We start from the raw sequence: 20871 nt of genomic DNA, 5'->3' as shown, positions 1-20871 counted from the left end.
GCGTTATAACTCACTTTCGGTTTAAGAACCGGCCTCCCTGTGTCGCTTTTACTCCACGTTGAAGATGCAGGGCAGGGAAGATAACTCTCTTTCGCCCCGCATTTCGTGGATGGCCAGGGAGGGGAAGGGTTATGAAAAATGACGTAACGTGCAGCATTATCATTAATAAAATTATTCAGGATAAATTTACGGCGGTGGTCGATTTTTATCTGCAACCTGTCTTTGATCTCTCTTCTTTTCAGTGTGTGGGCGCAGAAGTATTAATGCGAGGCGTTCACCGGCATCACATTGTTTCTCCGGGGCTTTTCCTGCCGCAGCTGGGATCGTCCGAGAGTATTATTCATATCGGCCAGCATATCATCCGCGAGGCCTTTCAGTTTTTGCATGAAAAAATTCTGCCGCTAAAACCCGATTTCTTTTTATGCATCAATATGGCAACGCATCAGTTAAACGCCCCGGGATGCGCGGAGCATATTATTCAGCTACAGACGCAATTACAGATCCCGGCGTCGGCGCTTATTTTTGAAATTACCGCCTCGGAAGAGGCGCTGGATGATACCGGAAAACACAATATCGCCGCGCTGCAGGACGCAGGGCTTGGCATCGCCTGGGATGATGTGGCCACCACTGAAAACGTCATGGAAAATATGACGTCTGTCGCCAGCGATTACATCAAGCTCGATCGCAGCTGTCTCAATCCAAACAAGAAAGAGAGCACTTCAGCGGTTATTTCACTGATCCAGAACCATCAGGTGTCGATTATTGCGGAAGGGGTCGAGACGATGGCGCAAACCTCTATGTTGCTCAAACACAATGTCAAACTGGCGCAAGGTTTTCTTTTCTCCAGACCCATTAAGAAAATGGAATTTATCAATAGCTTTTTAACGGCTCGCTAAAAATGGAAATGAATACAAAAAAAAGGACTGTTAAACCCGTGGCGATTCAGGACGACGTCTTCGTAGATAATCTAAAAAAACTGTTATTAGTAGCAGCCAAAATCAAGGTTCGCTTCTGGCACGGAACGCACCTTCATTGACGCTATACCAGACCTAAATTAATGCTCAGCAGGGATATTAACGCCTCCATTAACTTCACTTAATGGAGGCGTAGCAGTCGCTGGGAAAAGTTGGTTGGTGGAGAGTTGATAACCGATTTTATTGAGAACCGTGAGCAAGGCCTGGAATCTTTTCCAGGATTGTGAGCGGTTGAGCAAGCCTACCGGCGTGGTAGAGTTTTGCACATATCAGAATCGAAGCGATGACACTTTCCCACTCCAGACCGGACAAAGACCGGATTCTGCCTTGCTGTGATGAATCCATCAGACAGATATACAAGCCGGAATAGTGTTTATTGACCGTTTGAAGCCGAACAGACAACGACACAGTGACCGGAAGGGCAGGGAGTAACTAAAGAGATATGCTCAGGCTGGATGGGAGAGGTAAAGCAGCAGCATCAGTGGCTAAGACAACCAGAAATCTACCGGAATCCTGAAAAGCAAAAACCCGCCTTTTGGGCGGGTTCTTTAAATAGTGGTGCCCGGACTCGGAATCGAACCAAGGACACGGGGATTTTCAATCCCTTTAAAAAAGGCCAAATGATCCAGCAGAACTAACAGTCTTTTACTGGTTAACCTTGAGATAAAATTTTAGTTGAGTGTCATATACCTAAACTCACACTCAAAAAAAGGCATTCGAGACTACCAGATCTCTACCATTGATTACGAACCATTTTTAAGGCCCCTTCATTCTTAGTCATTCTCTTTATTATTGAGATAAAATATAGGATTTTATTCTGAGAAAGTAAGGCGATTACATACCATTTATGGTTGGCCGTTCAAGGGGGGGGATATATGGCATAGACAGTAACAGTTAATTTTTAGTGATGAAAGAAGCTGGGGGAATTGGTTATAAATTATTAAAAAAAACGTTTAGCTTGATGTTACAGTGTCCTCTGTTGCCACTACTATTCTAGCGACCCTAAGTAGTTTATCGATATTTTGTAAATACGTACTGGGTGTTTAAGAAACTAGATCATAACTATAAATAGCCGAGTTATGATTTTTTAATTACATTCAAAGCTATGAGAGTAAATTTACTCTCATAGCTTTACTAACATTTCACCTTGAGCTACTCGTTGTTTTTGGTAGAGTCATTCAATGATTCCTTAATGAGCGATGAGATCATTGCTAAAGTGGATTTTTTGCTATTTCTATTTGATAATTCCATTCTTTCCTTTGAAATTATCGCATTTTGAGTTTCGGTAACAATTTCCATTACAGTACTCCAGTCATCAGGGACTGGTATAATTATATTTTGTATATGACGAGCTTCTAAATGTTGTTGGATGGTTCCATATTCATTTTTTAACATTTGCTGATAGGCAAAATTACTTTGTAAATATGCGTAAACATAAAAGCGTAAATTTTCTTCAGTAATGCGAACTCGAATCATATCATCCGATAAAATTTTTCCTGCAATGCGTTTGGTGGCGTAAGAAACACGACCAATAGTTCCTGAACGTGTTATTAATATATCACCATGTTGTACACGTAAATCTCTAATTGCCGCTATTTGCTTCTTGTTAGCCTTACTAATATCGAGGATTTTGGACGCATCCCCTTTCTCTTGTAAAACTGATGATGGTGTATTATAAGTCTCACACCATTCATTGATGAAATCCTCAACAATTAAATTTTCCGTTTTCATCCTTGGAGCTTTGAATATTTTTATACCTGTTGATGAGACTTGGCTTAATGTTGTTACTGACCAGCCTTCATGTTGGTCGATTGACTCAATTTCTTTGATTGTATTATTAATGCTTGGTAGATAAAATTGTGGATTAATATTTAAATCAGTTGAGCTAATATCATCACTACTTACGGAAAAACGATATTCAGATTCAGTTAGTTCGTTAGCTTTGAATTTAGTCCAATCATTAAGAATATCAGACAAATCTTCATCTAATAGTTCCGTTTGCTTATTGTTGCTATCGAATTTGAATATAGGCACCCCTTCACTGTCTTGTCCTATTTTTCTAGATAAAGCCATGTAAATAGGGTAGGGCTTTGCATATTTAGTCTTTTTTTCCGGTTTTTCTATAAAGAGAATACAAGTTCTTACACCTGTATGAGGTTGAAAAGTATTTTTATTACATATAATTACGGACAATAGCTTATAATCGTTTAAAAGAATACTTCTTGCAGGAAGATATGTTTTTGTATCTAAAAAAGACTTAGGCATTACTATGCCAATTTTTCCGCCAGGAGCGATCCAATCTAAGCATCGCTCAAAAAATAACATTTCTGGTGGCACACCATCTTCATAAATTTCGGAAGCTTCCAGCTTTCCATCACGAGATGTCCATTTCATGCCACAGCTATAATTATTTAGTATTTTTTCGTCGGTAATACGTCCTTGACCAATACCGGCAAATGGTGGGTTAGTTAAAATGATTGTGGGCATACTCTTTCCTGAGTATGCTTGTAATGATTTATCTAAATCATCATAATTAGATAAACTATTCCCATGAGTAATTCCGGCATGACCATCTCCGTTCAAAATCATTGCCGTCTTAGCTATTTTCACTAATCTTTTATTTATTTCAACCATGAATAATTTAGTTCTATGGTTATCTAATTGACGTTGACTGGCAATTTTATTTTGATGTCCTTCCTTCAATCGTTTAAGTATTTTCCTTCTAACATAACGCATTGATGACGTTAAAAACCCTCCAGAACCACCGGCCGGATCAAGAATAATATCATCATAGTCAGGGTCTAAAAATCTAACCATAAAATCAGTCACAAGTCTGTTTGTGAAAAATTGCCCCTGTTGTCGTTTTAAGTATGAAGCGGTGTATTGTTCGTAAGCATTCCCCATAATATCCCAATCATCGGAGGAATATAAATCTGACAGCAAACGATAATGTTGCAACTCGATGATAACATCACAAATTAATTTGTCACTAATTGCTATTTTTTCGTGTTCGCTAAATACGCCTTTATTATCGTTTGCAACCTCCTTGAAAAGTTTTTTTACTCGATCTGCGGCATTCTTTGAGCCTGTCTCAGTAAGATATTCTTCTGGCGTGCAATAAAATAAGGCTTTGTTACCTATTTTTTCTTCATCGCGTGCTTTTGCTAAGATAATCCTAACAATATCCATTGTTAAGTCAGATTCATCACTATCATTACCTTTAGCATGAATTTTATTGTGGCACCGTCTTAAAATCCCTTTAATATCTTTTGGCCTAATTAACTTTGATTTTGAAATAAAACCTAATGAATCCCAACTCTCTCCACTGTGAGGAATTCCAACCCATGATACAAGTTTATTTTCTGGTGAAGAAAATCTTCTAAAGTATTCTGGATCGTCGATATTGTTACACCATACTGCGCCATTGGCACTTGTGTTAAATATATATGATGCTAATTGGTCCATTCCATCCTTCTTTGATGGAGCTTTGCATTCTACAATCAATGAAATTTTGTGTTGTAATCTATCCTTACAAGATTTTACATCCTCGTAAACTACAATGTCAGCTCTTACATTCTTACCAGTATAATCTTCTGACTTTCTTCCATAATATATTGCAACCTCTGTCGCCATTCTGTTTTTAGGATATCCATACTCAAAATGGAGTTTTTTTAGATATTGTTGCCTAACAATTTCTTCTGGTTTAGTTAATAGCGTGTTGCCGGTTAAAAAATCAATGATTTTGCCTTCTTCATCGTAATCAACATCAAATAGTTCATCGAAGTAACCTGTTCTATTTTCTAGTAACAGATCACTAGAGCTTTTTTCTACTGAAACTGCCATAACTAAACCCTTATACACATGAAATAAATAGCTATTTTATCATTTATCCCATGTGTAGTAAATAATCAATTCATTGGTAATTAAAATAATGAATTCAACTTGTCATTTGTTGACAATGTTTTAGAAGTTAGCGTGTTTTATGATAATGCCCCATTACTGAAAAGATAGTTATGTGACATAAGTTATCCCAATAAATATGCTGAGAGTATGGAGGTTAAAAAATTCTTTTATTGGCGGATATTATAAAGGGTAGGTTTTTTAGTTAATGCATCTAAATAATTGGTAACTTGGTTTGTGATTTGCATTCGGATACATTCTCATCGCTGATAAACAAAGAGATGAAACCTGTTTTGCTATATTTTTACCAAAATTAATAAGAAGACCATGCTTGATCTTTTCGCTATTCGTTCTGACTTTGATGACAAAGCTGAACTGATATACGATTACCTCAATGAGGTCATTGCCAAACGTCACGCTGGCAGCCTTGTTTATCTCACTTTCATAATCTCTCAGGTCAGTGTTAAGTCTTGCTGTTGCATCTACAAGTGCGTATTCTTTATCGATAATCATAACTTTCTAACTTATCATGTTAATGTGATTTAATCATCACTAATAATATGTTGTGATTTTAATTTCGATTATTCGTCTGTTTGCTTCCGTAATGCATTATCTGATGAATAATGTTCATGTGGGGTAACGCTTCCATAAATTCAGACTGTTCAATCAGCGAAATGAGCGCATTATCGATTTCAAAGATTGTATCCGGTAATACCTCAATCAGCCTGATTCGGGACAGGGAAATAACGAACACGCCCGATAAAGCACACCCGGCAAGAAACCACTCCGCATGGCTGCAAAGCAGACGATAGGGATGAACGGTATGGCTGACGTTTTCGTCGGTTTTGATACGCACCTTGGTCTGGTTAAGTATGGCGAGCGTTAGTCTGCTGAAATCACCGAACAGCGTGGGTTTCTGGCGCGGCTCCGGAAGCATAATCCTGTAGGGCGAGGGGCGTTCCCCGTCAAGCATCAGGCTCAGCAGTTTGGCGTCCATCGCGGGTAACAGACGGTCAAGATGTAGCAACCTCGCCAGTATCTTCATATCCCGTTCCGTGCGGCGGCGAAAGTAATGCGAAGCAAGCTGATACACGCCGTTGCTCTGTTCAATATCAAGGTACGTCAGACGGACATTGAAATCCCGCCGCAGCGTTCGCGTTGTCACCCCGAATTCTTCTGCCAGCGTCCCGATATGCAGCTTTTCACCCTGAAATAAACGGCTCAGTATGATGGAAAGGCGGGTTGCCAGTCTGTCATGTTCGTTTTCTTGTGTTATCAGTGTCATACATCGTTCCCGAATTTTGCCGGGAAATGATGCCAGCAGTAGCGGACAGGATTTGTCCGCCCTCTGAAGTTTTTTTTAAAGCCTGAAAATCTTAAATGTAAGTGCTAAACGTCAGTATTCTCAGGTGAATAAAGATGCTTCTGGCGCATGTAGGCAATAAAAATACAGGATGGTAGCGTCACCCGGTATGCGGGACCGGCTAAATCTATCAGCAGCCAGAGAGAACTGAGCACCCAGCCCACGGGACCGGCAAAAGCGCCCATAGTCCGCGTCAGCATGGCATTTCCTGCAACGGTCAGCCCTCTGCCTAACAGAGCTTTTGCCACACCATTCGTCACCACAAGCGCCATCTGATAGGCTGCAAAACCGGATGTTTTGATCCCAGCCTGTATTGCCATGGTCAGCAGCTCCGGCGTGGGATTGCTGTAGCCTGTCTGCAATTCTTCCGCCACGGTCTTTAGCTGATCGGGCGTCATCTTCTCAAGGCTTTTCTCCAGGATCTTCATCAGCAGATTCATTTCAATGGTTTCAACACTGGATTTGCTGTTGTAGTTCACCTTCATTTTATCGCAGGCATCGGTAAGAATTTCACGGTACAGCACCCCTTTACCCCAGCGGAGCAGCGTGGCGAAGCTGTTCGCCCCAAATGTCTGAACCTCAGCGGCAATGGCATCCCAGTAGCGCGGATGGTTGGGCTTGTGTTTTTTATATTGAGGATCGTAAGTCAGCGTTTCCGTAATACGTGCCAGCCCGTCTTTCGGATCGCAGATAAGCACAGAAACCAGTAAATCCAGATCGTCACGATGGCAGTGGCGCAGAAACTCAAGGTCAGGGTCGTGTCGGTAGGTAGCCATATTTCACCTCATTGCAGATATTGGACCTGACAGTTTAAGGAAGCCCCCGGACAGGGTCTGTCCGCCTGAAAAACAAAAAAGTAAAAAAAAACCTGCCCGGAAGCAGGTTTCTGTTCACCGGATGGAGGTATAACGCGTCGGGATTACTTTCCGCGCCATTCCTTTTCCACTTTATCCGCAAAGGCATCGCACTGCCGGGCATATTCCGGGTTATAGAGCAGCTCCGACTGCGAAAGCTGCATGGCGGTCATGCTGCCGTTACGGGCATTTGATTCGAGCCAGGTTCTGCCATAGGTTTTGTTCATCACCTGAAGTACCCTGTTGAATACCGGTCCGTTGATGCGGGCATTGAGATTGACGCCTTTTACCTGAAGGCCGCTGTCACTGGTCTGGGTCAGGCGGGTGGAGTACATCGCACAGAAGGTAGAGTTGGTTATCATCTGAGCGTCAGCCTGCTCGTCGGCAAATGCGCTGTGGCTGAAGGCTGAAAGCAGAAGTGTGGCGGTTAACAGTTTAGAAATTTTCATTATGTTCCCTTATGGATTGAAAAGCGGAGACAGCCTGCCATACGGGGTGGTCAGGATATGTCCGGCAGAGAAAAAAGTCAGGGTTTCAGAGAGGGAGCCAGTCGCCAGAGGTGAGGGCCAGCGGATTCCAGCACAAAGGCCAGATGGGTGAGGTCCCGTCTTGCTGTACGGGGAGACACGTCAAACTGCCGGATGATGTAGCGAACAGATATTGTCTGACCGTAAAACAGGGCCATGGTCAGTCGGATAAGCCGTTCGCCCTGTCCGGTGACACGTTGCCTGCAACGGCTGGCTTTCATCGTTGCCATACGCGCCATCGGTCCCCTTTCTGAAAAGAATCGAGGTGTCTGGCAAGCCAGATATCAGGGCACGAATCGCCGGTAACGCAGCGGGCAGTAAACCGGTGGCAGTTAAAGTCGAGCAGGCTATAAGGATAGCGCTGACCCACTGCCGCCTTTGCCCGTTCAGCGGCACGCGCACAACCCTGAGGCGTCAAATCCATACAGTCGGTATACACCGAGATAGCGGAGTTCCAGCCATCGAGCCGGTCAAGAAACCCTTTGGCCTTACTTTTGATAACGGTTCCATCTCCATCAAGATGAACAATATCGCCGTTACCCACATAGATACCGCTGTGTGCGGCAAGGCCAAAAAGCAGTTCGCACTGCACGATACCGCCGTAAGCCGGTTCATCGACGCAGGACAGAATGCAGTTATTGATAAATGAATCCACGAAGTTAAGCAGCAGAAGCCGGTACATAATATTCAGTTCCTTACTACGGGGGAGAGGGGGGATGCGGGGAAACGTAGTGAATACTCAGCTTTCCCACAAAATACGGACCGTGAAAACCCCCATCTCGTGGTAAGCCATAAAGTTACTTTCCCATAGCGACCAGAACTCACGGGCGTCGATATGAGAGATATCGCCACAGCGGGAAAGCCACGTGTACTGATGCGCCCAGCTCATATCGACATCTTTTTCAAGCTCAGGCCACGGATGCCCTGCATAGTGAAAATCGGTGACGTAATCGAGCTGCCAGTTTTCTCCGGCAGGGATGAGGCGTATTTCTACCGGATGCCAGCCGCCCTTTTCCGGTGAGTATTCAGGGTCACGGAAGTTAATGGTTAATCCGGTGATGGGGTGACGATGAGGCGGTTTTTGCGCGACGATGTCTAGAAGCATTTGGGTGAACGACCGGGAGAGCGGCAGCACATAGCCGCCCTGCAATATTGCGGGTGATGACATAGTGAATATCCTGATTTTTGGTTAATGGAACACAGAAAAAGCGGGGATTAGCCCTGGCTGAGCGTAGCAAGCTGCGTCATACGATGTTGCCAGTCGGCATAACAACGGTGCATAAAGAGTCTGCTGCTGTCCGCTTCAATAAGGCAGATATCCGGGCTTCTGAGTACGGCGGCAAGAAACCCGGCGTTGTTGGTGCTGCCCTGACCAAACAGCGGGCGGAAGACACGGGACGGAAAGCTGTCCTGCTGCTGTTGCAGAATGGTGTGAATCGCATCAAGCGTTATCCATTCACGGGAGAACAGGCCTCCTTCGCCATTGGCGGTTAAGCGCAGGGCAAGGCTTCTGGTTTCATCCTCTTTACCCAGCTCATACGCCAGCAGTCCCTTGCTGTGGGGGCTGATTTTCTCGGCTTCACCACTGTAGAACACGGCATAGTTTTCGCTGACAGCAACTTCGGTAGCGGCTTTTTTCTTACTCATGGTTCAGTGCCTCAATCAGATTCTGTAGCTCAGTGATAACGGTTGTTTCCGGGAAAACCAGATAGATACCCTGACCGTTATCACAGACGATACCGAGCAGGAGATACCAGCCATCATCAAGTGCGGTGACGTATTCCGGGTTAGCCAGTGCCACTGCCAGCAGCGGGTCTTCGGGGAGTGAGTCATCGTGGTTGAGATGCCAGAGCAGGGTTCCCGTCTCGTTCCAGAAGGCGGTAAACAGGTCGATATCATCGACGGGGCCAAGAATTTCATTGCTGAGGGCTTCCAGTGCGGAGGCGGGCAGATTGAGGAGAGGGATACTGGTGGGGGTAGTGAGTTTAAACATGGTTTTCTCCACATATTATTGATATTCAATGAAATAATATATTTCCCATGCTGTTGTAATTACGGATCTTAATTAACCAGATAATTTTTTTGAGTACATGAAAAAAAACGATGAATATTCTGGAGGCCATATTTTTGGAAAACGAACACGATCCGTTTTGACAAGGTTCTTCAGGGCGAAAACGATCTCACAAGGATTTCCCCCCCGAACTTCAGGATATTTATACGGAAATCAATTTAACTGATTGATTTTAATAGAAAATAAATTAATGAAATTAATTGTCATTTTGTTTTTTTATTCTATTAATCAATGGTTTTAGTGGTTGTTGGCAGAATATTACGCTGCCACATCAATTTGCTGTAGCAATTAGTCATGAGTAGTATTGCATCATCGCTGGCCAGCGTCTCATGTGACTTTTTTCTGACGATTTTTAATGAGATGAACGCGATATGAAGTTATATCCCTCCACAAAAAAGGCGAATCAGCCATTAACTAAATCCGTGATTGCGGAAAGCTGTGCCCGTGCGTTGCATGAAGGCCGGGCAGTCGAAGTCAGTGATACTAAACTGACGGGTCTGAAGATAATTGCCTCTCCTGTTAGTAGAGGTGAAGCCACTTTTATCGTTCGCAAAAGTATCTGTGGCGAAAATATCTATGTGCGTATTGGACGATATCCTGAGATGTCTGTTGCAGAGGCTCGTGAAACTGCATCTGAAGTTATGACCAGCCTGAAAGATGACCGTAAAAAGCACGGTAAAGATTACCGTAAGATTAAAAAAATGGACTTTAATGGCCTGCTGAAAAAGTACGTTGACGGGGTTCTGAACAAAGGTATTAAGCGCTCAGCCAGGACCGATCTGTCTAAAATTCATAAGTATCTGCTCCCCCGTCTAGGCGACAAAAAAATCGCTGATATGACGGAGGCGGACATTGTGGCCTATCTGTGTGATCTCGATCTCAAGCCTGCCACACGCAACCGCCATCTGGCGCTCATTAAAGCTGTGTTTACCTGGTCTACACGCATGGGATACATCAGCCGCTCTCCGGCGCTTTATATCAAGGCGCTGCCTGAAGTGACGTCAGATCGCCGCGCCATGGATGACTCACAGCTTCAGCGCTGGATGGAAGTCTGTGAGAACTGGCGTAATGCTAAACCCGATCATGAAGCCCTTGCTTTGCTCAGGTTCCTTGCCCTGACGGGGCTGCGTCTGGGGGAAACCCGTCATCTTCGCCTTGAGGATGTGGACTGGAGCCACAAGATGATTACCCTTCGGCATACCAAAAACGGCAAACTCCGCCGTGTACCGGTATGTGATAAGGCATTTGTTCTTCTGACAGAACAGCATCAGCATCTGGGTGATAAGGGCTGGGTATTTCCGGGTAATGGGACCGACAATCCGGTTTCTGAGCCGCGTCGACTGCAAAAACGGCTTTGTGAGGCTGCGGGTATTCCACCGTTCACCATCCATGAGATGCGTCATACCTTTGCGACAAAGCTCATTGAGAGCGGCGCCGACATAAATATCGTAAAAGACTTACTGGGTCACAGCACGATAAAAGTTACGGAGCTTTATGTGCACAGTTCGCCCGCGCGTTACCACGAAGCCGTTAATCACGCGATGGCAAATTTGAACCTTTAACAATGACTCAATGCAAGCATTCATAGAGCAGGACATGGCTTATACCGTTATATATTTTACAGGACAGAATTAATGACAATTGAAACTAAAACATTATCAACGCTACCACCTGGGCTTTCACCACTCGCGAAAATTATGTCAAATATGCATCGTGAAAAAACCGACAGGTCAGATGTAAAGAAGCTGCTGAGAAAAGCTTCACAACATAAAGATATCGATCTTTCCGTTATCAAAGAAATGGTATTCCGTGAGGGATTGCCGGAGGGTTATGGAGCCAGTGCAGAAGCGCTTTATTCACTCTCAGGTAAGGTCCCGGTACAGTTTACGTTTACACCTGTATTTCCTTATGCGAAATGCTTTTCTGCTGATAGTCAGTCTGATATGCAGCTATTGCTGGTTGCAAGGAATCAGGCTGGAAAGATTATTTCTATTCGCATCAAAATGGATGAAATGTATGCCGATATTGATCGGGTAATGGCCTCTCTCGCTCACAAAGGCGTTGCGATTGATCCTGCTCGTAAAAATGAACTGATTAGATTCATTCTCAAGTGCATGGATATGACGTTACCGTGTTATCTGGTGACGCCATCTATGGGGATGATCGATAAAAAAGCTGCCTTTTTGCACGGAAAAACCCCTATTTTCTGTGACCTTGACGGATTTGAAAATATTATCCCTGCTTCTGTAAAGCGTATCCCCGAAGGGATTAAGGAATACGGTGAGTTAGATCAGTGGCAGGAACTTATTGTTGAACATGCCAAAGGTGATTATCAAATTTTTGCCATCATGCTCTCTCTTGCATCCCCTTTGCTTGGGCTTGCCGGGCAGGATATTGCTATATTCCATTTCTATGGTCTTTCCACTACAGGAAAAACAATCCTGCTGCAACTGAGTGCATCGTGTCACGGGTATGGAGGAGATGCCGGAAGTAACGGCCCGTCGCTCATTGCCCGGTGGAATGCCACAAGCAACGGTATCGAGAGTCATGCTGCTTTACAATCCGGTACTGTGGTATGTCTTGATGAATTAGGAGCATTTTCCGGAAAAGAGCTTTCCTCCCTGATCTATAACCTGACATCCGGTGTCTCAAAAATTCGTATGGATAAAACGCAGGAGATGCGCGAACCGTTAAGGTGGAACTCGTTCTTTGTGTCTTCCGGCGAGATATCATTTTCCCATAAGCTGCGAGAAAAAAAACAAAACCTGCAGGGCGGTCATGAGCATCGGGTTATCAATCTCCAGATTTTCCCGGAAGATGCCGGAGCTCCCGGAGAGGGACCGGAAATTATTCGTCAGCATGCTGACAAACTTAAATCGGGACTTGAGCACTTCTGTGGGACGGCTGGACCCGCTTTTCTCCGTAGTCTGCTTTCTCAGACTGATGAAGAGGGGCTTCCCGTGAGTTATCAATGGTTACATGAATCCGTTAAAGCTAGGATATCAGAATGTGAAGGCCTGCTTCTGGCTGAGCTGGTTGATGAACGGTATCTCCTGACGGATGTTCAACTCCGTGCGCTTCGACGCTTTTCTTTCGTAATGGCTGTAGGTCTGATGGCGCAGGAACTGGGTATATTGCCTTACTCTCCGGAACGAATTGCGACCGCCGTCTGGGAAATAGTTATTCGTTGGCTGAGTGATACCTCTGTGCAATATAACCCGGTCCAGCAAGCATTGGTTGATATTCAGCGTGATCTTGTAAAAAGGGAAGGGGCACATTTCATCGGCCTGAAAGATCGTGAGAGCCGTAAACCCGGAAACCACTGGGGATATATCCATCATACTAATGAGGATTTTTTAATCTTTGCTCCTGTCTTTGAAGAGTGGTGCCAGAAACATTCATTAAGCGCTCGAGAAGTCGCTAAGGAGCTGGTACGTCGAAAACTTCTGCGGGTAGAAAGTAAAGGGCATTACAAAAAGCGTCCTCTTACTGGTATGGATAAGTGTTACTACCATATTAAGCGGGAGTTTATCAGTGCTGATTTGAATTGTGCTTAGAGCATTATCTGAATGTAGTTAACTAACTTATCTTTAAACTTATCATTCTGAATAAATTAACAGAAGGGGAACCCCATGACTGAATTCTGCGAATTAAATGAGACTCACACTTTTCCTGGTGCTATTACAGACTGTGAAACTATTCGCCCACCATTTACGCTTTATGGTCTTATCATGACGCAGGCTAAATGCAATTTCTATGATATCTGTAGGGAAGTGACAGACAGTGAGTATCCTGAATTAAAAGCAATGATTAACCGGAATGAAAATATTCGTTTCTTTGCCAGTTATATTTTCAAAGGTAACGTTCGTTATGATTATCTTGGCGAATTTCCAACACTATCAATCGATCAGGCTCGCAATAAAGCCCGATATCTTGCCAGAAGTAATGAGGATGAGACCGCTTATGAATACATCCCATTCTGATTGATAAGTTTACCCTCAAAAAAAGCAGGGGCATTTGCCTCTGCTTTTCATTTATCGCAAAGAAGATAGCTGAGCTGTTATCCTTTCCGCCAGAAGTTGGCTGGTGTTCTGTAAGCGCTGAGGATGAAGGTGCGCATAACGCTGTGATGACTGACTACTGCGATGACCTAACTGCGCCTGAACGTCATACAGCGTTCCACCATGGGAAACGATGAGCGCCGCAACCGAATGGCGGCAGGTATGAATACACACTTCTTTGTCGAAAATTCCCGCCCGACGCACGATACGCTGAAAGGCTTTGACCGGATTGTTCAGCGGCATTCCTTGTTTTTTACCGATAAACAACCACGGATTTCCACGCTGTGTTGGCAGCGTTCTGATTACGTCCATCGCCAGTGAGTTAAGATGAACAATCCGTCCATAGCCATTCTTGGTTTCCGGGAGCCACAGGGTGCGTTTAACCGGGTCAACATGCTCCCACCTTCCCAGACGCAGCTCATCACGACGAAGGCCGGTCAGTAACAGCAGCTTGACATAGCGGGCAGCGACGGGGCTTGTATCATCATCGGCGGAGAGAAAAATACGACGAATTTCGTCTTCTGTGAAATAGCGCTGTCGGGCGTTGTTCTCCCTGAGAAGCTGTACCACTCTTGCCGGATGGATAGAGGTAATGCCTTGCCTTCCAGCCCAGGTAAACACCGCTTTAATCAGTACGATGACACGATTACAGGTTGCTGCTGACAGTGAAATGCTTAACGTCTGCTGGAGGCGGAGAATGCTGGCTGGTGTGATATCACTCAGTAGCATCTGACCTAAGGCGGGACGTATATGATCCCGGTAGCGCTGGAAATCCTTTCCCCAGCTACGTTTAGCAGATTTTGCCCATACCAGATAATGCTGGTTAAAGAGTTCATCGAATGTCATTTCTTGTCTCTTGTTTTCACGTTCCTGCTTAGGGTCAGTTCCGGTGGCAAGTGAGCGTTTATGCTCCATGGAAATCTTACGGGCTAAGGTGACATCCACCTCAGGCCAGTGACCAATAGCTATGGCGCGTTTTCGTCCATGATAGAGGTAGCGGAGCAAAAATTTTTTACGTCCTTCCCCTTTGCTGACCAGACACTTCAGGCCAGAAATCTCGGTATCGCTGTATTCGGCATCGGTGCTGCGTGAATCTGATGTGTTAGGGGGCAGGGATTTAATGAGCTGATTAGTAAAACGGAAGCGTTTCGGGCTGGACATATTACCTCCAGTGACTGGTGTAAAGAACGTCAGGGTTGACCCATCCCCGGCACGGCACTTTTTTATTGGGGAATTGATTTTCTGGTGTGGCGAAGGGAATGCTGGTGCCACATGGTATGAATTAATACGGGAAATGCAGAAAGAGCAGGCTTTACGGTCTGGTTCTGGTCTTAAGAGGAAAGGACTGCCGTTGGGGGGAGTTCACAGAAATAATATGTGTTTAAGTCTGATACAATTACCTGCCATCAGGGCAGGGACCGTTGTCCATATGTTGCTGGTTTTGGTGTCGGCTATGTGCCAGGAGGGACGTGACGAGTAGTTTTTTATTTTCGTTTGGAGTCTGGAAAAATCTCTCAGGTTGAGATAATTTTTAATTGGTAGCCGGTGGCATCATTTGCCTTTAAGCGATGTAGATAAATTAAAATGGAATGAGCTTTATGAAATTAATCCAGAAACACTTAAAAAACCATACGGCATCTTTGGTTTCAGCATTTAATTTGTCATCCATAACGACGAACGGGAGTAGCAAAGGAAGTGCTAGAGAAATTGTAATAAGGGAATTTTTAAAAGCAAATCTCCCTAGTAATTTAGATATTACATCAGGACAGGTTTTTGACTCTAAGGATAATCTCTCAAGTCAGATGGATATTATCATATACTCGAAACACTCTTTAAAACTTAGTTATGATAAAGATCAGTGTATGGTCCCTGTCGATTCAGCTTTAGCGTTAATTGAATGTAAATCTTCATTAAACACTGGCTCAATGACCGAAGGAGCTTCAAACCTTAAGACAACCTTAGATGCTTGCGTTAGGTCAAAAGGTTTGGTAAGAATCAATCCAATCGGTATTGACGATGGTTATTTTATGAAAGAAAATATTCCCCAAAATACAGTGCAATTAGTAGAGGAAATCTCAGGGATGTGTGCAACCTTGAGAAAAACACCATTCTTACTACTAGCCTTCCAAGGTCCAGAGGAAAGTACCTTACGAGATTCGCTGTTTAATTACATGACTGGAAATAATATCGATTTAGATGATATGCCTGATGTAATTACAATTTTAGATAGAGGGTATTATTTGGTAAAAAATAATGGTTTCCTCATCCGGAAGGTGCCTGGGCATGTTCACTATTCGAGAGGGGAAAGCGAGAACAGTGCTCTGTTGGGATTCTATATTTATTTGGTTAAAATTGCTGAATCCCAAAAGTTGTCAAAAAATTTCTTTCCTTTAGGGGAATACTTGAAACCCTAGCAACAGGGTAGCTACGAAGAAATCTGGCTCCGTGTTTTGAAGGTTCCCCAGTAAAAACAAAAATATTGATTTAAAATAGCATAATCGCAAGTGATCTTGTTATTTTAATTCCTAGAATATTTGCTTTTAATTTAAGTAAAATACACTATGGACTGAGAATTAATTGACTTGTGCTGGAATGTTAGGGAAATTATGGCATTACATTCAAGAACATCTTTGCTGGAGGGTTTGATACACTTAAAGCAGAACTTCCGCTCCTCGCTCATAAGGGACAACCATACTCAAATCTCCCACATTTCAGGATATTTGAGTATGAAAACGTCACCGTGGACACTTACTGTTAGATTGAAACTACTAACCTAAACTGTCATGTCAGATATAAGCCACTACTTATAACACTACTAAAAATTAGTTAAGTTAATTAACTTTGCCAATCATCAGCTATTGGTTGCCAATTAACTTCGCGAGGCTCTTCTGTAGTGTTAGACCACACATCCCAAAAATCGGGATCGTCAGATTGTGGTCTTTGTTTTTCAGTAAGCTCTTTCATTCTAACTAAAACCGGAAGTTCAGAAGCCCATCCTAGTAGAATGGCATGCCGAGATGGTAGCGATGGCAACTCCCTCAACAACCCCCTCATGTTATCGGGAACAAGTCTATGGACTTGCTCTTGATCTCTATCATTACTAATCCTGTGCAACAAAAAAGTATTACATTGAGATAACACAGTCGGAGATAGCTCTGAGGGTCGTTGGGAAGAAACTACAAGACCTAACCCAAATTTCCTGCCTTCACGTGCGATCTTTTCAAACACTTTGCAGCATACGTCAGAGACTGACTGACCCTCACTATCTTCTTTGTAGCGTTTAATAAATGTATGCGCTTCTTCTGCAACCATAACTGTTGGTAGTGGTTTCCCCTTAAGTCTTCGATAACGTTGTAATGCTTCAAAAGTTACTCTGGAAATTACAGCAGTTACCAAATGTATTATTTCATTAGGGACTAGCGATAAATCGATAACAGTTATGGAACCTTGTCCATCTCTACCGAGAAAAGTGTCTAACCAATTAGTTAAACTGATAGGCTGTTCCGAATCATTTGTTACTGCACTTATACGGGTGTCACCTAGCATTGTTCGAATACGAGTCAAAAGGAATTCAACGAATTGCTCTGTGCCTGTCTCTTGAGCTAGAGCTTCTAGGTATGCGACAAAATCATCCCCTTTAAAACGAATAGGCGAATCTTCACTTTTTGGAAGAAGTCCTTGTTCATCACCTCCAAGCGTTTCATATGCATTTTTTAATTCATTAATCAACTGATCAGTATCTGAAACTTCAGGTTTTTCAGGCCATTTTATTCCTATACGAGAGGAAAGATACACATTCATCGTGTTTATTAGATTATCGAAAGGTTTGTTATCGATTTTGTCGTTTAATGTGGACAGACTATTATTCCAAGACGTTAAACTATCAACGAAACCTTTGGCATGGCCGCCATTCACATATATCTGGCCTTGGCTTGATAATTGTCGTATGGATACGAGGAGGATACCGCAGAAGTGTTTCGCTTGGATTGTCACATCATCTTCTGATAAAACATCATTTCTCATCGCCCTCAAAGCTCGGCGTAGTAAAGGAAGTTGAACTTTTGAACTCGCTTGAGTGAAAGCACCCCACTCAGAGCTATTCCATAACCATGACGGAACTTTAAGATCTATCTCTCCAGCACCAGTGTTAGCTTCTACACGTAATAGCTTACCCTTGTATTTTGATTCTGGGCCGAATGCCCTACTGTATTCTCCATTTGGATCAAGTATTATGAACCGAGCATTTGGAGTTTGTCCCTGTTGTAAAACAGCATCTAAAGACCATTGAATTAACCCCGCAACCGAGCATGATTTACCACTACCTGTATTGCCCAAAACAGCTAAATGTCGTCCAAAAAGCCTATCAGGGTCCACTTTTATTTCCGCATTGTTAGCTAGGGGGCTGTCCCCTATTTTTACTCTTCTATTGTCACCTGATTCTATTATTGATTTTAATTGCCGGTCAGTAGGCAGGAGCACGGAGTCACCAACCGAGGGAAAAGCATCTGTTCCTCTTGTGAACTTGTAATCTTCGTTTTTTCTATCGACTCTCAAAGTACCAACGGGATTGATATTGAAGTGGAATACTAAATCTGGCCACCTGAATAGAGGTGATATCATCACCTCATAGTCAAAACAGGTGACATTATGACCGGACGTAACAGACGCAATTTTAGCCCCGAGTTCCGACTTGAGGCTGCCCAGCTTGTACTCGATCAGCACTACACCGTTGCCGCCGCTGCAACGGCAATGAATGTCGGTAAATCCACGATGGATAAATGGGTTCGCCAGCTTAAAGAAGAACGCGCAGGTAAATCCCCAAAGGCCTCTCCGATGACGCCTGAGCAACTTCGCATTCGTGAATTAGAAAAACGACTGCAACGTGTTGAAATGGAAAACAATATATTAAAAAAGGCTACTGTAGATTCAATTGGTCAACGCAACAGTCATGTGAAAACATGGGGTTGCGGAGGGTTTTTGAATGAGACGGACATTTACAGCAAAGGAAAAAGCATCTGTTTTTGAACTGTGGAAGAACGGAACAGGCTTCAGTGAGATAGCTAATATCCTGGGTTCGAAACCAGGAACAATCTTCACCATGTTAAGAGATACTGGCGGCATAAAACCCAATGAGCGCAAGCGGGCTGTAGCTCACCTGACGCTGTCTGAGCGCGAGGAAATACGAGCTGGTTTGTCAGCCAAAATGAGCATTCGTGCGATAGCGACTGCGCTGAATCGTAGTCCTTCGACGATCTCACGTGAAGTCCAGCGTAATCGAGGCAGGCGCTATTACAAAGCTGTTGATGCTAATAACCGGGCCAACAGAATGGCGAAAAGACCAAAACCGTGCTTACTGGATCAGAATTTACCGTTGCGGGAGCTTGTCCTGGAAAAGCTGGAGATGAAGTGGTCTCCAGAGCAAATATCAGGATGGTTAAGGCGAACGAAGCCGCGTCAAAAAACACTGCGAATATCACCTGAGACAATTTATAAAACCCTGTACTTTCGTAGCCGTGAAGCGCTACACCACCTGAATGTACAGCATCTGCGCCGGTCGCATAGCCTTCGTCATGGCAGACGCCATACCCGCAAAGGTGAAAGAGGCACGATCAACATAGTGAACGGAACGCCAATTCACGAACGCTCCCGGCATATCGATAACAGACGCTCTCTGGGGCACTGGGAAGGCGATTTAGTATCAGGCACAAAAAACTCGCATATAGCCACACTTGTAGACCGAAAATCACGTTATACGATCATCCTTAGGCTCAGGGGCAAAGATTCTTTCTCAGTGAATCAGGCTCTTACCGACAAATTCCTGAGCTTGCCGCCTGAACTCCGGCAATCACTGACATGGGACAGAGGAATGGAGCTGGCCAGGCATCTGGAATTTACTGGCAGCACCGGAGTTAAAGTTTACTTCTGCGATCCTCAGAGTCCCTGGCAGCGGGGAACAAACGAGAACACTAATGGGCTAATTCGACAGTACTTTCCTAAAAAGACATGTCTTGCCCAATATACTCAACATGAGCTGGATCAGGTTGCAGCTCAGCTAAACAACAGACCGAGAAAGACACTGAAGTTCAAAACACCGAAAGAGATCATTGAAAGGGGTGTTGCGTTGACAGATTGAATCTACAACCGCGCTCTTGATGTCAGACTCTCTGAACAATTCTCGTTAGTTGAGAAACTCAGGACGCGGTTTCCTGTTGCCTTTATTTGCAATGTGTTCGGGATCCATCGCAGTAGCTATCGGTACTGGCTAAGCCGACCGCAGAAACCTGATGCAAAACATATCGTTATACTTAGCCTGGTTCGTGAAGTTCATCATGCCAGTAATGGCTCTGCGGGGGCCCGGAGCATTGCCGATATGGTCGGCGCAAAAGGTGTTCCGTTGAGTCGCTGGCGGGCCAGTAAGATAATGAAAGAGCTGAATATTGTTAGTTGCCAGCAACCGGAGCATCGCTACAAAAAAGCCACAAAAGAGCATGTGGATATCCCTAATCATCTGGATCGCCAGTTTGCAGTAACGGAACCTAATCAGACCTGGTGCGGCGACGTGACCTACATCTGGACGGGCAAACGGTGGGCTTATCTGGCGGTTGTTCTGGATTTATTTTCCCGCAAGCCAATAGGCTGGGCGATGTCGTTTTCTCCGGACTCAGCCCTGACAGGAAAAGCATTAACGATGGCCTGGGAAGCCAGGGGGAAACCGGCTGACGTTATGTATCATTCTGACCAGGGAAGTCACTATACCAGCAGGGAATTCAGACGGTTACTGTGGCGTTATCGTATAAAGCAAAGCATGAGTCGACGTGGGAACTGCTGGGACAACAGCCCAATGGAACGATTTTTTCGCAGCCTGAAATCAGAATGGGTACCGAACTGTGGATACGCTAATTTTAGCGAAGCAAATAGATCAATAACGAATTACATCATTGGTTATTACAGCCAGCTCAGACCCCACCAATATAACGGTGGCTTAACACCCAATGAATCAGAGCGATTGTTCTGGAAAAACTCTAAAGCCGTGGCCAGTTTTTGTTGACCACTTCAGTGACACTGAATCAGGGGAGTCAATCTCTAAAGAAACTCTAATTTCATTAGGTGATACAAATCCA

Annotated in this window: 18 protein-coding genes and 2 pseudogenes; 8 read left to right on the top strand and 12 right to left on the bottom strand. The window is 44.1% G+C overall.

Translation table 11 applies throughout. The annotated features are described in order from the left end of the window. Positions 1 to 131 precede the first annotated feature (131 nt). The gene (locus SOM82_RS17105) at positions 132 to 896 is read left to right on the top strand and encodes an EAL domain-containing protein (protein WP_154126240.1); all 765 of its coding nucleotides are present in this window, start codon (positions 132 to 134) and stop codon (positions 894 to 896) included. A gap of 1230 nt (positions 897 to 2126) precedes the next feature. On the opposite strand, the gene SOM82_RS17100 is transcribed toward SOM82_RS17105, so the two are convergent. From SOM82_RS17100 to SOM82_RS17055, 10 genes are all read right to left on the bottom strand, one after another. After that, positions 2127 to 4817 (bottom strand): N-6 DNA methylase, encoded by a 2691-nt coding sequence (locus SOM82_RS17100; RefSeq protein WP_320461359.1) that lies wholly within the window; start codon positions 4815 to 4817, stop codon positions 2127 to 2129. A 258-nt stretch (positions 4818 to 5075) separates the two neighbouring features. Next, positions 5076 to 5387 (bottom strand): hypothetical protein, encoded by a 312-nt coding sequence (locus tag SOM82_RS17095; protein ID WP_320461358.1) that lies wholly within the window; start codon positions 5385 to 5387, stop codon positions 5076 to 5078. Positions 5388 to 5445: 58 nt separating this feature from the next. Next, the gene (locus SOM82_RS17090; RefSeq protein ID WP_320461357.1) at positions 5446 to 6159 is read right to left on the bottom strand and encodes a helix-turn-helix transcriptional regulator; all 714 of its coding nucleotides are present in this window, start codon (positions 6157 to 6159) and stop codon (positions 5446 to 5448) included. 104 nt (positions 6160 to 6263) lie between these two features. Further along, complete coding sequence (locus SOM82_RS17085; RefSeq protein WP_032165641.1) at positions 6264 to 7013, bottom strand: YaaW family protein; 750 nt, start codon at positions 7011 to 7013, stop codon at positions 6264 to 6266. Positions 7014 to 7156: 143 nt separating this feature from the next. Next, positions 7157 to 7540 (bottom strand): hypothetical protein, encoded by a 384-nt coding sequence (locus SOM82_RS17080; protein ID WP_048227221.1) that lies wholly within the window; start codon positions 7538 to 7540, stop codon positions 7157 to 7159. Between the two features lie 77 nt (positions 7541 to 7617). Then, positions 7618 to 7857: a DeoR family transcriptional regulator gene (locus tag SOM82_RS17075; protein ID WP_071977973.1), complete on the bottom strand. Its 240-nt coding sequence runs from the start codon at positions 7855 to 7857 to the stop codon at positions 7618 to 7620. Then, positions 7836 to 8300, bottom strand: coding sequence for a lecithin retinol acyltransferase family protein (locus SOM82_RS17070; protein WP_320461356.1), 465 nt, complete (start codon positions 8298 to 8300; stop codon positions 7836 to 7838). Before SOM82_RS17070 ends, SOM82_RS17075 begins: the two co-directional genes overlap by 22 nt. 57 nt (positions 8301 to 8357) lie before the next feature. Then, positions 8358 to 8786, bottom strand: a complete 429-nt coding sequence (locus SOM82_RS17065; protein WP_320461355.1) for a DUF2787 family protein — start codon at positions 8784 to 8786, stop codon at positions 8358 to 8360. Between the two features lie 47 nt (positions 8787 to 8833). Continuing rightward, on the bottom strand, positions 8834 to 9265 hold the full coding sequence (locus SOM82_RS17060) for a hypothetical protein (RefSeq protein ID WP_320461354.1): 432 nt from the start codon (positions 9263 to 9265) through the stop codon (positions 8834 to 8836). Continuing rightward, the gene (locus SOM82_RS17055) at positions 9258 to 9611 is read right to left on the bottom strand and encodes a hypothetical protein (RefSeq protein ID WP_320461353.1); all 354 of its coding nucleotides are present in this window, start codon (positions 9609 to 9611) and stop codon (positions 9258 to 9260) included. Before SOM82_RS17055 ends, SOM82_RS17060 begins: the two co-directional genes overlap by 8 nt. A 449-nt stretch (positions 9612 to 10060) precedes the next feature. Here SOM82_RS17055 and SOM82_RS17050 point away from each other — a divergent pair, with 449 nt between their 5' ends. From SOM82_RS17050 to SOM82_RS17040, 3 genes are all read left to right on the top strand, one after another. Further along, positions 10061 to 11251 (top strand): site-specific integrase, encoded by a 1191-nt coding sequence (locus SOM82_RS17050; protein ID WP_320461352.1) that lies wholly within the window; start codon positions 10061 to 10063, stop codon positions 11249 to 11251. 72 nt (positions 11252 to 11323) lie between these two features. Next, a complete protein-coding gene (locus SOM82_RS17045) occupies positions 11324 to 13246 on the top strand; it encodes a DUF927 domain-containing protein (RefSeq protein ID WP_320461351.1) in 1923 nt (640 codons plus the stop codon). A 75-nt stretch (positions 13247 to 13321) separates the two neighbouring features. After that, entirely contained in the window at positions 13322 to 13672 is a 351-nt protein-coding gene (locus SOM82_RS17040) for a hypothetical protein (protein WP_320461350.1), read from the top strand. 51 nt (positions 13673 to 13723) lie between these two features. Here the strand turns inward: SOM82_RS17040 and SOM82_RS17035 are convergent, their stop codons facing one another. Beyond that, complete coding sequence (locus SOM82_RS17035) at positions 13724 to 14911, bottom strand: site-specific integrase (RefSeq protein WP_320461349.1); 1188 nt, start codon at positions 14909 to 14911, stop codon at positions 13724 to 13726. Positions 14912 to 15348: 437 nt separating this feature from the next. Here SOM82_RS17035 and SOM82_RS17030 point away from each other — a divergent pair, with 437 nt between their 5' ends. Beyond that, positions 15349 to 16164, top strand: coding sequence for a DUF6602 domain-containing protein (locus SOM82_RS17030; RefSeq protein ID WP_057060182.1), 816 nt, complete (start codon positions 15349 to 15351; stop codon positions 16162 to 16164). 421 nt (positions 16165 to 16585) lie between these two features. Here SOM82_RS17030 and SOM82_RS17025 read toward each other — a convergent pair whose 3' ends face one another. After that, positions 16586 to 18370 (bottom strand): ATP-binding protein, encoded by a 1785-nt coding sequence (locus SOM82_RS17025; protein ID WP_320461348.1) that lies wholly within the window; start codon positions 18368 to 18370, stop codon positions 16586 to 16588. A 27-nt stretch (positions 18371 to 18397) separates the two neighbouring features. Here SOM82_RS17025 and SOM82_RS17020 point away from each other — a divergent pair. The 3 genes and pseudogenes from SOM82_RS17020 to SOM82_RS17010 all read left to right on the top strand — a co-directional run. Further along, positions 18398 to 18664 (top strand): annotated as a pseudogene (locus SOM82_RS17020) (transposase); the annotation flags it as partial. Positions 18665 to 18731: 67 nt separating this feature from the next. Further along, entirely contained in the window at positions 18732 to 19883 is a 1152-nt protein-coding gene (locus SOM82_RS17015) for an IS30 family transposase (RefSeq protein WP_064562008.1), read from the top strand. Between the two features lie 12 nt (positions 19884 to 19895). After that, positions 19896 to 20798, top strand: a pseudogene (locus SOM82_RS17010) (IS3 family transposase); the annotation flags it as partial. Positions 20799 to 20871 lie beyond the last annotated feature (73 nt).

Source organism: Lelliottia sp. CFBP8978, from assembly GCF_034046055.2.
Taxonomy (GTDB): domain Bacteria; phylum Pseudomonadota; class Gammaproteobacteria; order Enterobacterales; family Enterobacteriaceae; genus Enterobacter.
Note: the sequence above shows the minus strand (reverse complement) of the source record. Positions and strands in the feature narration are given on the sequence as shown.